Genomic DNA, 14,884 nt, shown 5'->3' with positions numbered 1-14,884 from the left:
TACGTGCTGCAAGAGTTCTGTTATATCTTCCGAGCGGCCCGTCCGGAGGGCGGGTCCGCCCTTGTCATTCCACTGCGTAGTCCACCTCATGGGCGAACGCCGACAGGTGGATAAACTTCAGGGTCTGCTTGACCAGCTGGATGTAGCCCTCCCGTTCCATGCTCACCATGGGACGGAACAGGTTCTCTCCCGAGACGAAATTGTGGATGGAATTCATCAGGGCCAGAATCTCCATCCTCACCTGGGGGGAGAGATTCCGCTTGTCTTTCGCCAATCCCATGGACCGGGCTACATCCGCCGTGAATTCGGGGATCTTGAAGTCGAGGCCGTCGCCTTCCCGGGTCTTGCCGAAATAGCGGAACAGGATCAGGTTGGAGCATTCGGGGTGATCGAAGAGATAGTCCGTCATCATCTCGATGGAGATGGCAAGGCGGTCGTTGCGGGGCAGGCCGTGGATGATCTTTTCGACCTCGATCAGCTTCCGGCTGAGGTCGCTGCAGATATCGAGGACGACGGCCTCGTAGAGATCGCCCTTCTCCCCCCAGTGATAGTGAAGCGTGGACATGTCGATGGCGACTTCCTGGGCGATCATGCGGGTCGTCGTGCCATGGAAGCCATACTGCCCGAAGAGCCGGCGGGCCACCGCCAGAATCCTCCCCTTCATCGACTGGGGGTCTTTCCGGGCCTTCTCCAGGATTGTGGCCATTTCAGGCTCCCATCAACAGTTTCCAGCGGACCGTTCCATTGGCATGTTCCATCTGGCTATTCCATATGCTTGTTCCATCAAATGATGGGCAGACTATGACGAAAGAAATTTCTTGTCAAGGGATTTGTGGGGGAATGTGTGGCGGAATTTCGTCAACGATCGATCTGTTTGTATTCATTACTGTATTATGAAATGTGTTGGATGGAGCACCCATGGGACTCCTCCCGATCGAGGCGCCCCTCGGGGAGGCGATTCATCACTTTTCCATGGGATCCGGCGCAAATGAGGCTCAAAACGCCGCCTTATGCGGTTGACAATCCCCGCAGCCTTTCATATTGTGCTGCAAATTCCACACGACAGGAGCGGACCCCATGAAAAACCGTTTTAAAGGCTGCCGTCGTATCCTTCTTATTTTCGTTTTGCTGGCCCTCGTTTTCCCGACCCTCCCTGCGCTCTCATACGAGCGGGAGATCGCCAACCTCTCGTCGATCCTGTCGGCTGAAATCGCGAAGTCCGGGAAGAAGAGCATTGCGGTGGTCGACTTCACCGACCTCCAGGGGCGGGTGAACGAACTGGGGAGATTCATCGCGGAAGAGATGTCGGGAAACCTGACGTCCCATTCCCAGGGCTTCGACGTCCTCGACCGGAATCACATGAAACGGATTCTCGAAGAGCAGAAGCTCTCCCTGACCGGCCTGATGGATCCCGAGGCGATCAAGAAGATCGGCAAGCTGGCGGGAGCGGAAATCATTGTCACCGGGACGATAACCCCGTTCGGCGACAGCATTCGCGTATCCTGCAAGGCCATCGACACGGAAACGGCAAGAGTGACCGGGTCCGCCCGCGGGGACATCGCCAAGACCGTGACCATCGCCGACCTCCTGAAACTCGGTGTTACCGACGGCTCACAGCCTTCCGGACGTTCCGACCGACCGGCCGGAAGGACGGACAGAACCGTCCGTCCCGCCGAGGAAAGGAAGAAGGTACCGGCGGGGAAAATCACATGGGATTTCGAAGCGGGCGACCTGCGGGGATGGCAGAGCACGGGAACCGCCTTCAGCACCCAGCCGACGTACGGCGACAACCCGACAGCCCGCCATCGCGGCCAGCCTTCCAACCACCAGGGAGACTACTGGATCGGCGGATATGAAAACCGGCGCTTCCCCTCCGATCCGCCCGGTCGCACGCAGGGAGACGGACCCCAGGGGACCCTGACCTCCGATCCATTCACCATCGACACGCCCACCATCAACTTTCTCATCGGCGGCGGGTGCGACATCAACACGGTGAGGGTCGAGCTCGTCGTGAACGACCAGGTCGTCCAGAGAGCAACGGGACGATGCACGGAGACCATGGAGCGCATGACCTGGGACGTCCGGGCATACCAGGGCCAGGCCGCGCAGTTCCGGCTGATCGACCACTCCAGTGGCGGCTGGGGGCACATCAACTTCGACGACGTGAGATTCTGACGGCATGACCGGCCCGTTTCCGATTGTGAAGGCATAGCCTGGAACGGCCGCCCCATACGGATCGGGACGGGAGGAGACCCCTCTCCTCTTTTAAAGGCCGGTGTTGAGAATCCGGGTGGGAGAAGGGTGCAAAGGGGTCAGCAAGGACAGCACGGAATCACTGTGCCTTTGAACCATAGCCATCTTCTCGCTTGAGGGTTGCAGGGATAAATCTTACCGGGGGGCCAGCCGAAAGGTTGGCCCCTTTTTCTATAGGGTCATAGAATATAAATTCTTAATATGTTTAGGGATATAACAAACATTTATGCCATCTTTGCCATATTGACAAAGTGAATGGTGTTCCGTAACCTGAATACGGATCATTCCACTAATTCTTTTCGTAGGTCAAGAAGGGATCCTTCTTGACTGACCCTGAACGGAACGGGCCAGCCCAGAATAAAAGAAAGGATCTCACCATGACAGCCCTGCTATCGCCGTCTTACCTTCTGAGCTTTTCAATGTCTGTCACATCGCGGGTTGCCGGTTGGGGAATGTTCATTATCCTTACTCTCGTCGCCTTCTCCATGGCTTCTCCCTATGTGAAAGTCGATAAAGAAAAACAACGCTACGTCAAAGCCGTTTTATCCTTGGAAAATAAGATAACCAAGCCCGTCCGCACAACCCTTCCAATTAAGTTCGAAGGCCATGATGTGACAGGATGGATCATTCTCGCAGGCTCGCTCGGTCTCAGCCTCTGGTTCAACGGCCTGTCCTACCGCTTTCGGAATCAGGCCGAATATCTCCAATACAAGCAAAGCATGGAGGAGATAAAGAAGAAGAGGCACGTCTCCGAATTCGCCATGCAATCGTCCTCCATCGGCGAGAAGCTGGATCAGCTCAAGACGGCGACAAAAAAAGACCGGGAACAGATCATTCGGGAATTTGCCGAGACGAAGCGCAAGCTCGATGAAATGGGCCGGGACCTTGCATTTCTGGCCATTGACATCGTCGATTCGACGGGCATGAAGGTGGATGAGGAGAAGGCCGTTGTGCAGCACGATTTCATGCAATACAGGAATTTCGTCAGTCAGATTCTGGAAGAAAACAAGTGCCTGAAGTCGGCCTGGACGCCTGACGGTGTCATGACCTGCTTCCCCACGGTTGACGGAGCCGTTCAGACCGCAACAGCCGTTATCAGCGGCCTGGAAGAATTCAACCGGGACGTGAAGCAGATGAAGCGTGATTTTATGGTTCGGTGCGGCGTGAATGCGGGCTTCGTTATCTTTGATGACTCCATGCCACTCGAGATGATCAGCGATCGTGCCATCGACATCGCGGGCCACATGCAGAAATATGCCGAACCCAACACAGTGAATATCGCAAAACCGGCCATCGAGCCGCTCATGGAGCGTGGAGGCTTCTCAGCGTCGGGTAAGGTGGTTGATGGTTATGAAGTCTACTCATGGCAGAAGTCGAACTGATCAGGGCCTGACAAAAAGGAGACAAATAACGGAGATGGAGGCACAGGTCCCGAAAGAGGTAGATTTGTCTATAAATCAGGCTATTTCCATGAAGAAACTTCAGCAGATCCTTTTTATCAGAGAATCCGTGGAACAGATAATCTCGGGACTGACAGCCATACATAACTGGCGGAAGTTCATAGAACATAATGAAACGTATGCGAATATGGTATTACAGTTCTTCACTCTGAATGCGGACTGGATGGCTCGTGAACAGTACGAGGCGGCGAAGGTGGATGCACAATATTTCATGAGATTAGTAAACTTGGCAATGGCACATTGGAGTAAAGATAATTAACATAATAAAACCACTCTGGATTTTACGAGTCCCCTTGAAAATGCCAGGGGCCAGCCGAAAGGTTGGCCCTTTTTTTCCTTCTTGGTGTGGGACTCGTGTGGGGACAAGATGGAACCAACAAAAAATGGGTTGCGAAAACCACCCGCAACCCATTGATTTTGTTATTGGCGTCCCCACAGGGAGTCGAACCCTGGTTACCGGCGTGAAAGTTCGTCGGGAACGCCTTATTCCGCCATTTTATTGACCTTTTAACCCCGCCTATACCCCTTAAAACCGATCAATTCCCGACCAGATTCACGACCATTTCTTTTAGTACAATCAATACTTTCAAGATTCATTATAATAATGAGAAACACAATTCTTATACCAAGTATAATGCTAAAGCTCTGGTGCGACCAGACCACTTAACTGTCCCCTATTGCGAGTTGTTTATCATCGATTCTTTTAACTTATTCAGTTACCTATCCAATGTTATCAATACGATCATCGTCTTTCAATGTGCCTAGTACAACGATATAGCTTGGAGTGCCTACATATGAGAACAGTTGCACGGTCGAATATAGTAGTCTTTGTTCTGGCATCACGTGGATAGAGATCTTGTGTTGCAGGTTTGGGTGCAGTTTGTAAGGCTCGTCAGCAGTACCAACATAGCGACCTAAAGTATTTGGTTCATACATCATTGCGCGAACCAGCTCATCTTTGTTCTTGAGTCGTTGTAATTGGTCCTGTGCATAGCTGTTTGCGTAAGCAATTTTAGCTATCATTCGTGCAAAGGCAACAGCATCATTGTTAGTCACTTTAAGTTCTATTCTTTGTGCACTGTGCTTTTTACCGAACTTTTTAGGGTCTGCACCAAAGCTTGCGGTGGCTAGGCCAGCTAATTTAATTGGAGACATTGCTGGGTCCGGGTAGCTCGGGGATTCAAAAATAGGAAACGGTAACAAGATAGGCGCCTCATTTCTTGGAGCATCAATAACCACATCTTTGCCGTTTATTGTTAGCTTTACTGGGATCGTTTCTGGAACATCCTTGTGCTTTGTTCTAGATGGCATACCTATGATGTAGCGGACCATCTGCATGGGGCCGCGCAGTACAATCGTTTCAAAATCATGGGTTATTTTGCGACATCCCTCACACGAACCTCCTGGAATAGTAATGGTTCCACCGAGAGCATATGCCAGAATATGCTCTCGACTCAACTGCTCTGTAGATCCGCAGTAAATGCAAGCATTAGTTGGTTTCGTCCTCAGCATTGAGAAGTCAGCTATGCCTTCAGAATCGACTATTTCCACATTTGGGGTTTCTGACTTTGTGATAGATTCCCAATTCACCTGCCCATCACGGATTAATTCAACTTTGGTAGTATTGCTCATCGATGCCTATGTCTCCGCTCATCTTAATTAATATTATCGTGAAAAAATATAATTTTTTCATGGGGAAGTTATGGAATGAGAAACTAGTTCCTGAATTCCCCAATAGATAATTTTTGAAACTGAATAAGCCCTCCTGTTTGGGGGCTAGCTTTAAAGCAAATTCCGACGGGTCCTGGCACTGGTTCTTTGCTTTTGATAAATGTTGTGACATATAAACCATTTAGAAATACTTTAACATTCCTTCCGTTCTGATCGATGATCAAACTATTAATATTGGGGTCTCTCTCTATTGTCAATTTTCTCCATGTCGTCCAATTTTCTTCTGATTCATAAACAAAATACAAATTCTGAGAAGTATTGATGGCAAACCATACTCCTATTCCTTGAAGTTCCAAGACTTCAGCTCCTTGCAGGCCAGCAATACGAGCCGATACTAGATAATTAGTGCCATATTTGCTGTTTGTTACGGCGCATGCATATGAATAACGGCTAGGAGAAGGAGAAGCTTTTAGCTCAAAATAACCTGGAATGTTATTGCTCACATCAATTAATCCAGATACATTCGTAAATTGCCCTTTTGAAATGATCGACATTGTCTTTTTGGCTTGACTTATATCTCTAGGTATTTCTTTGGAATCGCGTCGCAAAGGGACAATTTCAACTGTAGGTCCTGACGATTCTGATATTATCAACACTCTATTGTTTTGCGATATAGGTTCTAGAGATGTTGTAGTGTTCTTATCAAATAACGTTTTCGACCACCCACTAATCAGTGTATATAATTGTGGTACAGTGAATATTGTAGAAATAAGAATAACAAACAAGAGGATAGTAGCTATCAGTTTATTTTCTTTAACCCATCTTTTCCCATCTTTACGAAACCATACGACATATTTGACGAGTGGAGGTGGCTCACCGATTATCAATCCGTCATTTTTTCTTTCAAACTCATCCTTATTATGATCGGGAAATGCCGATACTGGAGCACTTTTCATTTTGCCAGCTTTCAACAGCGAATATTGCAAACACTCCGTATAATGTATAGGCTCAACATACTGCCAAGACCACCTCCAATCATCAGGTGATGCACCTTCGTTTGAGAGTTCATTATGAGCTAAGTTCCTGTCGATATCATCAGAATATTTATATAGTCCTGTTGCAAAAAGACCAAAACGATCAAACAATACTTCGGGGCAAAAATTTGAAAAGTGTTTATTTTCACCTTCGGGGCCAGACACAGAAGTTTCTTGCTCTTGAGTAGTCGGCCAAACGTCTGTTTTTTGCCATCGTTCATTTAGCAGCTTGTCTTCTTTTGGGTCGATTTTGGTACTCCCTGCTTCTCCAAGCAAAGACAGACTTTGATAATATCGAGGGCATCGATAAACAGACGCAAAAGGGCAACGTGGATCTAACCCTTTTGGGTCGCTGATTCCTATATACCATTTTAGGTTTGGTTGTATGATCATCTAACAATTAAATATTTCATTGAATTATCCAAAGCTATTCCTGCGGCTCGTAGGAAGGACCGGGCGAGCGTGGCTTTGATTAACTTCTGGCATTAAATCTTGGTGATGGGCGTAGGCTCTCGTTTCATTAACACGGGACCTATAGCTAGTTGCAATAAAAATATTAGTTAATAAGTGTGTTGTCAATAGAGAAAACAATCTACTCAGTAGATATTGAATGCCGCTTGAAGGAAAGTATCCCTTCAAAATGATCAGGTGATCAATTCCAGCAAGTGCATTTCACTCATATGCGCCCCTTTCATCTGAACCATCTTTTAGCGCCTACCTCCTGGCACATCTGATGCCTGCCAGACAAAAAAAAATTCAATTTCTGTCCGGTTCTTTTTCAACTTCCTGTGGGAAAATTCCATCCCATGAACGGGAGCAATCACACTTCATTCAAACAGGCAATCAAGACACATCCACCGCAAATGCAGTACCACAGCGAACGGATAAACCTTGCCTGATGATCAATTCATGCCTGCGCGATGGCTCGCCGGTAGAGCGAGCGCGAGCGCAGGCAAGCGCATGCACAGGCGGGCGAACGCCACCAAGGTTGGGGGCAATCTACAATGCTCGTCAGAGGGAAAGGAAGAATGGATTCCGCACCGAACAGCATCGCTCAATCGGTTGATAAAGGCAGCATGGCGGAACCTGTAACACGCCATGCTCCAGACCCAGGGACAGGGATGTTCCGACCATTGCTCCTCATAAAGGTAGAGAGTCAGGCAGAAAGCATTCAAAACCCCACCAACTCTCTACGCGAAATAGATGAGAATAATCAATACGTTTTGAGAGTGGTAGAGAGTTGTAGAGAGTGTGCACAGTGTATAGGGGGGCCTATTAGTAGGATCACGCAATGGATGCATTGAACGAGAATCTAGGCAAGCGATTGACCGCCCAGGAGGTGGCTGACTACCTGGGCGTTGACGCGGAGACGGTGAGGCGATATTATCGCAGCCTTGGCGGAATAAGGCTAGGACGCCTTATCTTGTTCTTTGAAAACTTGGTGATCCAAGAGATAAGGGAAAATAGCCATGCCTTACAAGAGGAAGAAGAAAAACAAGGTGGAGTGGATAGCCGATGTGATGCGCCACGGAAAGAGGTATTATCGGGTGTTCAATACCAAGGCCGAGGCGTTGGCTTGGGAGTCCGAAGTAAGAAAGGCTCCCGAAAAAGACTTGATGACCCCTTCGGAATCCTTGACGCTTCTTGAATGGGCGACGAAATACCTGGAATATGCAAAGGCCAAATTCACACACAAGACCTTTGACGAGAAGAAGAGAATCTTCCGCAGATTCTTCAAACAGGTGAATCCATCGTTACCCGTTGAGAGTCTAAAACCCGTCCTGGTCCTGAATTACCTGAGGATGCAGGCGACAAAGCGTTCCGGCTATGCGGCTAATAAGGAACGGAAGAACCTCCTGGCCGCCTGGAATTGGGGCGTCAAATATCTCGATCTCCCTTCACCGAATCCCTGTTCGACGGAGCGTTTCCCGGAGGAGAGGCATACCCGCTACATCCCCCCGGAGAACGATTTCTGGAAGGTCTATGAGGCTATGGACGAGGGGCAGGATAAGGTTATGCTCCTTGCCTATCTTCATTTGGCTGCCAGGAGATCGGAGTTGTACCGGCTTCGATGGGAGGATGTGGATTTTACCGGTCAGAGGGTCAGGATCGGGACGAGGAAGCGATCAGGAGGCAGTCTTGAATACGATTGGCTTCCTATGACCGATGAGCTTTTTAACGCCCTGGTCCGTCATCGGCAATCGGCAAAGACTGAGTGGGTTTTCCCGAATCCGGAAAGGGGAGTTCCGTTCATTGTCCGTCAGCATTACATGAGGCGGATTTGTCTCAAGGCTGGTGTGAAGCCGTTCGGGTTGCACGCTATCCGGCATTTGACGGCCAGCATCCTGGCGCAGGAGGATGTCCCGATGGTGACGATTCAGCGGATTCTAAGGCACAAGCAGCTGACGACCACGGAGCGATACATCCGGGGGCTTGAGCCGGTCCGGCCGGCCCTGGAAATTCTGTCGAACAGAAATTCACGACCAACGGTCCCGACCATCGTTCACATCCCACAAAAACAAAAATCTGAGGCCATGTAACCGCCTCAGATTCCTTAAGAAATATTGGCGTCCCCACAGGGAGTCGAACCCTGGTTACCGGCGTGAAAGGCCGGTGTCCTAGGCCACTAGACGATGGGGACATCCTTTCCGGTAAGAGGCGCCATATATCCGGATGGACTGAGGTTGTCAAGAAGCAATTGATCGGCCTTTCGGGAGTCCACAGAGTCAGTGGATTGATCTGAAATCTATGCCTAATCCTCACCAACATCTCTGATTATGATATTCATGACTCAACGATCAATTGTATGGAATAAAGACAAAATCAACTTCACGGTGGGGGCGCGATCATGGCAGATCGGCATACCGATCGTATTGAGGAAATAATCAATCGATCCCGTATGTCCGATTCGGAGGTCTTCTCGAACAGGGTCATGAACAAAAGGTTATCCGTCCGGCCGACAAAATCATGAAGTTAAAAAAAAGGATCCATACCAAATGGACCCCTTTTCATGGAGATACCCTGACCAAAAGGCAGTTTATCAAGCTTGATGTGAAAAAACAGAATCGCGTAGTTGGTCTGCCAATCCGTTCAATGGACGACCGCCCAGTGTCACTGCTCGACAACGCCGGGATAGAAGCCTGTCTGTCCTCCTCCGCTCAGGGATCCGAAGAGATAAAAAGCGATGTCGTCGAAGTAGGTATTGATCGCCAGTGTCCCCAGGGCATGAAGACCGAACTCCGGCGGGAAGGTCGTCGCTGTGTAGGGGCCCGCATCCGTCCATTTGTTTGTTCGGATGATGCCGTAGGCCTCGTTTCCGGTCGTGCCCCCCATGAGGCGAATGTTCGGATCCCCGTTCTGCGACGTGTTTAGCGTCGCGTTCCACTGGACGATCGTGAAGTAGTCCGTAGCGGCCGTCCAGTCGGTGCCGACATTTGTCACGGGCCAGTACAGGGCATAGCTGGGATCGCTCAGGAGCACGGTATTTCTCGGGTTGCCGAGCCTCGCGTTGTCCGTCGCGCTGGTGCTTGCGGTGCCGTAGGCCGATTCATCCCCAAAAAATACCCATATGTAATTGTCCCGGTCCCGGAAACCCCATGACGCGTCCGTCGAGGCTCCCTTGACGGTCGCCGGCAGAGAAAACCCGGCCTCGATGTTGTTCAGGAGAAGAACAATATTGTTGTCGCTGTCCTTGATCTGACGAATCACAACGGCCTTCCCGCTACCCCCGGTGATGGTCTCTCCGATGCTGATCGCCGTGGCAGGCGTGCCGGTCAGCTTGATGGACCCCGCCTCCAGGATCCGGACCAGGATGGTGGACCAGGGCTTCAAGAGCAGCGTGTTGTCAACCACGCGGTCGCTGCCCGTCTCGCTCAGGGTCTTGTAGGCGAGCCAGTAATCCGCCCCGTTCGCCTGGTTGCCGTTGCGGGTCCAGAGAACGATCATCGGCTTATCCGCAAGTGTTTTTTCATCGGGAAGCATATAGTCGGATATTCCGTCGGACTTGTTCCCGGTATTTGTGTTCGTCCGGACAAACGAAACACCGTAATAGGTCTCCTGCTGGCCGGGATTCTTGGCGCGCATAATCACACCCGTCGCATAGGTTGCCGGCCGGTCGGTGAACGCGCTCCCGGTTGCGGTGCCTGTCGCGATCTTGACCTGGGCATCATAGCTCAGGTAACCGCCCGCCGCACTCCAGGCCGTATAGAAGGGACTCGGATTACTCGGGGCGGACACGTAGGCCTCCACCGTGGGCTGGTTTCCCTTGCTGGACCCCCCCGTGGTCTGGGTCACGTTCAGGGCGTCGTTGCCGTTCACGTCGACGACATCGAACTGTCCCGACGCCGTGGCTCCCGTCTTGATGAAGTCGTCGGGTGGGATCTTGTTCAGCGGGTTGATCCCCGTGTAGCCGCCGCCCGGCAGGGCCTCGACGGGCAGGGTGTAAGTCAGCAACCGGCGCGCAAAGATATTCGAAGAGGTATCCCCTACTGTCCCGGTGGATTTCAACCGGATCACCCTCTGGAGGACGACCCTTTCGCTGGCCCCCAGATTTACAACGGTCGTCCCCGTGTTGTTCAATTTCACAATACCCGACAGGGTGCGCGTGTTCCGGTCGAGGGTCTTGTAATAATACAGGTCAGAAGACAGGATCGTTCCCTGTGTCCCGGACACGGTCATGATCCGGAAAGCGCCTCCCTTAGCCGGAAAGAGGGCAAGATCGTCCGCCGCCCCCAACACCAGGGTCGCCGGCATGGGCTGGCCCGTTACCGTGGTTGTCAAAGACGCCATCGGGAAAATCCGGCCGTTCATCGGCGTCAGGGCGGCGCCTGTGAAGCCGATACTCGAGCGGTCCGTTGCGACCGTGTAGCCCGTACAGGTCGTTATGTTGTAGTTCAGCGCGGCGCTGTTGTAGACGGCCAGTTTGCCGGTGGTTCCGGAAGCCGTCGCCGCCGTCATGATATCCAGCGGCACGGTGCCGAAGGGCGTTCCCGTGGAGCCGCTATCGGTCTTGTAGTAGAAGGATTCAATCGCAAGGCCGAAGCCCCCGGACTGTCCGCTCAAGTTGAACGACTTGCCGTTCAGGGCCGTCAGTGTATCGTCCCTCGCCTCGCCGGTCGCGTCATGGAGATACCGGCTGGCCACATAGCGGAGGCCGGATTCCGCCATGTAGTAGGCCTTGTGGTCCAGGTTGGCCGAGACCTCGTTGAGGGTGGCCGATGAGAACATGGGCAGGATGGCGGCAGCCAGGATGGCCATGACAATCATGGTCAGCACGAGTCCCACCAGGATGAAGCCGGACCGGTTGCCCACCGGGCGCCGTTTCGAGGCTGCTTTTCTCTTAATATGATTCAGGAAGCTCATGGTCCGCTCCTTTGCATTTCCGTTAACCGACCGGGGCGTTGACATTCCCCGTGTTCCTGGGATTGACCGTCGTTGTGAATTCCAGGTAACCACCCCCGACATCCTGCCGGGTCAATCGGAGCAAGATGTCGATGCGGGCCAGCAGGTTGACCGCATCCGTTCCCAATACCCAGGCCGATCCGTCGGATTTCGAATAGGTCATCGCAAGGCTGGCAACGTTATCCACCAGGGTATCACCCGATGCCAGGGCCGTTGCCCCCTCGGCAAGCTTCACGGTCGTCCCGACGAGGCCGATGGTCCGGGTATCCGAAACGGCTCCCATCGGAGCCGTAAACATGATGCTCGATCCGCCCGCTGTCGTCACACCCTGGATCTCGATCATCTCCCGGGTCATCCGCGACAGGGCCAATTGAGCCTTCTGGGTCATCGAGCTGTTATCACGGGCGAACACATATCCTTCCACAGCCCGGACGATACCCATCCCTGCAACGGCGGAAACGATCCCAACCAGAAGCAGGACCAGGATCACCTCCAGGAGCGTGAAGCCGCTTTCCCTTTTCTGCTCTTTCTTCAAGGCCTCATCTCCTTGTCACTGGGTGAAAAGGGCCGTAACCGATTGATCTCCCTTGCGAAGGGTCACCTTGATGATATTCGGGTCGGTCCCGGTCTCCGTTCCGCCGTCTGCCGGAAATGCCGTGCTGACCACGGTCGAGCTGTCGATATCGGAGCCGTACCTGGCATTGACTTTCGTGGCGGTGTCGATCTGCGACGCGAAGGTGGCCAGGTTGAACGGTGTCGTTTTCAGGGCCGCCTGGTAGTCGGCCGTGACTCGCTCCATAACCTTGAAGACGGTAAACTCCTGTTTCACCCATATGACCGGGATGCCGCTCTTGGTGATTCCCGTCCCCATATAGACAACCAGGAGAGTGCCAAGGATCGCCGCTATGACGAGGGTTACGATCAGCTCGACCAGCGAGAACCCGTCCTCTCCATGAAATCGCCTGAAGCCGCTCATGGTATGAACCCCGTATTCTTCGTGATGGTGATGTCTTCCGATCCTCCGTAGGAAACCGTGATCGTCCGGTTCACGCCCTGGAGGGCGGTTGCAGCGGCATCCGTATAGGGCCTTCCGAATTTGTCGAAGCTGACGATGACACCGCTCGTCACGGATGGACCGTTGGCCGCAAAGGTGGCGCTGTCCGCATCCTGGCCGGGAAGAACAACCCGGTTTGCAACCGATCCGTTTTTGAACATGTAGTAGCTCTTCGAACTGTCAAAATGAATGCCCCAGACGGCGTTGGTGCTCATGGCCCGGGTCTGGGCCAAACGGATGTGGGTCTTGATGCTCTCGGTGGTGCCATTAAGGCTGTACGCGTCCGTCGAGAAGCCCCTGACAGCCACAACCGCTGCGATAATACCAAGGAGCATCAAGACAGCGATGATTTCTATCATCGTGAATCCCTTGGCTATTATCTTCGTTGAGCCATTCATCTTGCGCCTCATGAGGACTATACCTTTAGTTATAGGTACAATATGTAAAGGCAAAAAGTAACAGTTTTTTATTAGGTGGCATAATTTTCTGCTTGAATCAATTTATGATCATGAAAGGTCATGTCGAGGATCTGTCCAGCCGTTCGTCCCATGGCAGTTTTTCTGAAGAGTGGTACTTCTTTCCTGTGATGCCGTGTCGGGCAATATAGCGAACAAAAGGCGGTACATTCTGAATCCGCATCCTGACCTGTTTTGGGGTGGTGATAGCCGGGATGGAAAAAAGGACCGGAGATACCCAAAATCCTCAGCGCATGTCTGCAACATGCTCCGATGATCTGCCCCCCACGGCCCGCTCTTTACAGTGGATGATGCAACGGAGTTAACGGGGAGTCCATGAACCGGTGGAACCTTATCGGGTGAGGTGATTTGCCACGGTGTTCCTGTCGATGGTCAGGACGGGCTTTTCTTCCTCGTTCTTTATGATTCCTTCCGCCCGGTAGGGATCGAACTCATAGCCTGCGATGATCCGCCCGAACACTTCCCGCAGGGCCCGCGCGCCGATGCGCAGATCGTCCAGAGCGTGGGTAGCGATCAGGTCAAGGGCGTCGTCGGTAATCCGGAGGTCGATGCCCATGGAACCGAAGTATTCCCGGGCATACCGAAACGGGGAATCGTCAGCCTGTAGCATGATCTGCTTCAGGTCGCTCTTGCCGAGGTTGTCCAGGACGGCGATGGTACTAAAGCGGGAGATGAACTGCGGATACATCCCGTACGTGAACAGGTCGGAAAGCTTCAGGGAGTCCTTCAGGGTAAAGCTGACTTTGTAGCGGATGCCTTGGGCTCCGAGCTGCGCGGTCTCCTTGAATACCCTCTCGTCGCCGTGTTTCGCGATCAGGTCGTAAACTTGATCATAGAGCTCCTCGAAGGCACCGCCGCAGATGAAGAGCATCCGGGAGGTATCGATGGGCAGCTTGATCTTGCGCTTGCCTTCTTCATCGTACAGTCCCGTTTCCAGGAGAATCGTCTCCCCCTCGAGAAGGGTCAGCAGGGACTGCTGGATGCTGATTCCCGTCGGATTGACCTTCCCCGATATCTTGGACGATATCTTGTCGATCTCGTCGATGCAGACCGTCGAGTTTTCGATGTATTCCTTCATTTCCTCCGCCGTGGCCTTAAACCCCGTTGCGGCCATCACCTCGTTTTCGAGATTCTTGAACAGGCGGATGGTGTTGATCGCCCCTTCCTGGTCCAGCAGCATGTTGGCGTTGGTAATGGTCATGATCTTGAACGGATCGAGTCCTTCATGGTCGTTGTAGAACTGTTGAATCGACTTCATGATGGTCGTCTTCCCGGTGCCGCTGTTGCCGATCATCAGCACGCTTCCCGACCGGAGCCCTTCGATGTGCTTGTAGACCGCCACGGAGACCTTCCGGAGAACGTCTTCCTGCCCCAGTACCTTGCCGGACAAATACTGAAAGATATCAACAGGGAGATATGCTTTTGCCATGAATGCTCTTCCTTTCCGATCGTGAAGAAATGGATTCTTTGGGCGGATGAAAACCATAGGCGAATCCTTCCGACAAGTCAATTCTGCCAACCCGGACAGCATACGCT

General features: G+C 52.1%; 12 protein-coding genes, 1 tRNA gene and 1 pseudogene. 4 read left to right on the top strand and 10 right to left on the bottom strand.

What is annotated here, in order from left to right:
* Positions 1-64: 64 nt before the first annotated feature.
* Positions 65-706, bottom strand: a complete 642-nt coding sequence (locus PLO63_11375) for a helix-turn-helix domain-containing protein (GenBank protein ID HOI74732.1) — start codon at positions 704-706, stop codon at positions 65-67.
* Between the two features lie 371 nt (positions 707-1,077).
* Between PLO63_11375 and PLO63_11370 the strand changes: the two genes are divergently transcribed.
* The 3 genes from PLO63_11370 (at position 1,078) to PLO63_11360 (ending at position 3,972) form a co-directional block, all read left to right on the top strand.
* Positions 1,078-2,175, top strand: a complete 1,098-nt coding sequence (locus tag PLO63_11370) for a FlgO family outer membrane protein (protein ID HOI74731.1) — start codon at positions 1,078-1,080, stop codon at positions 2,173-2,175.
* Between the two features lie 455 nt (positions 2,176-2,630).
* Positions 2,631-3,635 (top strand): hypothetical protein, encoded by a 1,005-nt coding sequence (locus tag PLO63_11365; protein HOI74730.1) that lies wholly within the window; start codon positions 2,631-2,633, stop codon positions 3,633-3,635.
* Between the two features lie 34 nt (positions 3,636-3,669).
* Positions 3,670-3,972, top strand: coding sequence for a hypothetical protein (locus tag PLO63_11360; protein HOI74729.1), 303 nt, complete (start codon positions 3,670-3,672; stop codon positions 3,970-3,972).
* Positions 3,973-4,137: 165 nt separating this feature from the next.
* Here the strand turns inward: PLO63_11360 and PLO63_11355 are convergent.
* The 3 genes and pseudogenes from PLO63_11355 to PLO63_11345 all read right to left on the bottom strand — a co-directional run bounded on the left by PLO63_11355 (position 4,138) and on the right by PLO63_11345 (position 6,811).
* Positions 4,138-4,217, bottom strand: a pseudogene (locus PLO63_11355).
* 216 nt (positions 4,218-4,433) lie between these two features.
* The gene (locus tag PLO63_11350; protein HOI74728.1) at positions 4,434-5,345 is read right to left on the bottom strand and encodes a hypothetical protein; all 912 of its coding nucleotides are present in this window, start codon (positions 5,343-5,345) and stop codon (positions 4,434-4,436) included.
* A gap of 83 nt (positions 5,346-5,428) precedes the next feature.
* A complete protein-coding gene (locus PLO63_11345) occupies positions 5,429-6,811 on the bottom strand; it encodes a hypothetical protein (protein HOI74727.1) in 1,383 nt (460 codons plus the stop codon).
* Positions 6,812-7,887: 1,076 nt separating this feature from the next.
* Between PLO63_11345 and PLO63_11340 the strand changes: the two genes are divergently transcribed.
* Positions 7,888-8,958: a tyrosine-type recombinase/integrase gene (locus tag PLO63_11340; GenBank protein ID HOI74726.1), complete on the top strand. Its 1,071-nt coding sequence runs from the start codon at positions 7,888-7,890 to the stop codon at positions 8,956-8,958.
* Between the two features lie 25 nt (positions 8,959-8,983).
* Here the strand turns inward: PLO63_11340 and PLO63_11335 are convergent.
* The 6 genes from PLO63_11335 to PLO63_11310 all read right to left on the bottom strand — a co-directional run bounded on the left by PLO63_11335 (position 8,984) and on the right by PLO63_11310 (position 14,777).
* Positions 8,984-9,059, bottom strand: a tRNA-Glu gene (locus tag PLO63_11335).
* 470 nt (positions 9,060-9,529) lie between these two features.
* Complete coding sequence (locus PLO63_11330; protein ID HOI74725.1) at positions 9,530-11,779, bottom strand: hypothetical protein; 2,250 nt, start codon at positions 11,777-11,779, stop codon at positions 9,530-9,532.
* A 22-nt stretch (positions 11,780-11,801) separates the two neighbouring features.
* Positions 11,802-12,353, bottom strand: coding sequence for a prepilin-type N-terminal cleavage/methylation domain-containing protein (locus PLO63_11325; GenBank protein HOI74724.1), 552 nt, complete (start codon positions 12,351-12,353; stop codon positions 11,802-11,804).
* Positions 12,354-12,368: 15 nt separating this feature from the next.
* Positions 12,369-12,794, bottom strand: coding sequence for a type II secretion system protein (locus PLO63_11320; protein HOI74723.1), 426 nt, complete (start codon positions 12,792-12,794; stop codon positions 12,369-12,371).
* The gene (locus PLO63_11315; protein HOI74722.1) at positions 12,791-13,270 is read right to left on the bottom strand and encodes a type II secretion system protein; all 480 of its coding nucleotides are present in this window, start codon (positions 13,268-13,270) and stop codon (positions 12,791-12,793) included. Before PLO63_11315 ends, PLO63_11320 begins: the two co-directional genes overlap by 4 nt.
* Before the next feature lie 409 nt (positions 13,271-13,679).
* A complete protein-coding gene (locus tag PLO63_11310; protein ID HOI74721.1) occupies positions 13,680-14,777 on the bottom strand; it encodes an AAA family ATPase in 1,098 nt (365 codons plus the stop codon).
* Positions 14,778-14,884: the final 107 nt, after the last annotated feature.

It is taken from the genome of Syntrophales bacterium, assembly GCA_035363115.1.
In the GTDB taxonomy this organism is placed as follows: Bacteria; Desulfobacterota; Syntrophia; order Syntrophales; family PHBD01; genus PHBD01.
Note: the sequence above shows the minus strand (reverse complement) of the source record. Positions and strands in the feature narration are given on the sequence as shown.

Bases quoted from the DNA above. Each gene is read 5' to 3' on its own strand.
- PLO63_11320 (HOI74723.1), bottom strand. From the start codon at position 12,794: ATGAGCGGCTTCAGGCGATTTCATGGAGAGGACGGGTTCTCGCTGGTC.
- PLO63_11310 (HOI74721.1), bottom strand. From the start codon at position 14,777: ATGGCAAAAGCATATCTCCCTGTTGATATCTTTCAGTATTTGTCCGGC.
- PLO63_11350 (HOI74728.1), bottom strand. From the start codon at position 5,345: ATGAGCAATACTACCAAAGTTGAATTAATCCGTGATGGGCAGGTGAAT.
- PLO63_11345 (HOI74727.1), bottom strand. From the start codon at position 6,811: ATGATCATACAACCAAACCTAAAATGGTATATAGGAATCAGCGACCCA.
- PLO63_11340 (HOI74726.1), top strand. From the start codon at position 7,888: ATGCCTTACAAGAGGAAGAAGAAAAACAAGGTGGAGTGGATAGCCGAT.
- PLO63_11330 (HOI74725.1), bottom strand. From the start codon at position 11,779: ATGAGCTTCCTGAATCATATTAAGAGAAAAGCAGCCTCGAAACGGCGC.
- PLO63_11360 (HOI74729.1), top strand. From the start codon at position 3,670: ATGGAGGCACAGGTCCCGAAAGAGGTAGATTTGTCTATAAATCAGGCT.
- PLO63_11365 (HOI74730.1), top strand. From the start codon at position 2,631: ATGACAGCCCTGCTATCGCCGTCTTACCTTCTGAGCTTTTCAATGTCT.
- PLO63_11315 (HOI74722.1), bottom strand. From the start codon at position 13,270: ATGAATGGCTCAACGAAGATAATAGCCAAGGGATTCACGATGATAGAA.
- PLO63_11370 (HOI74731.1), top strand. From the start codon at position 1,078: ATGAAAAACCGTTTTAAAGGCTGCCGTCGTATCCTTCTTATTTTCGTT.
- PLO63_11375 (HOI74732.1), bottom strand. From the start codon at position 706: ATGGCCACAATCCTGGAGAAGGCCCGGAAAGACCCCCAGTCGATGAAG.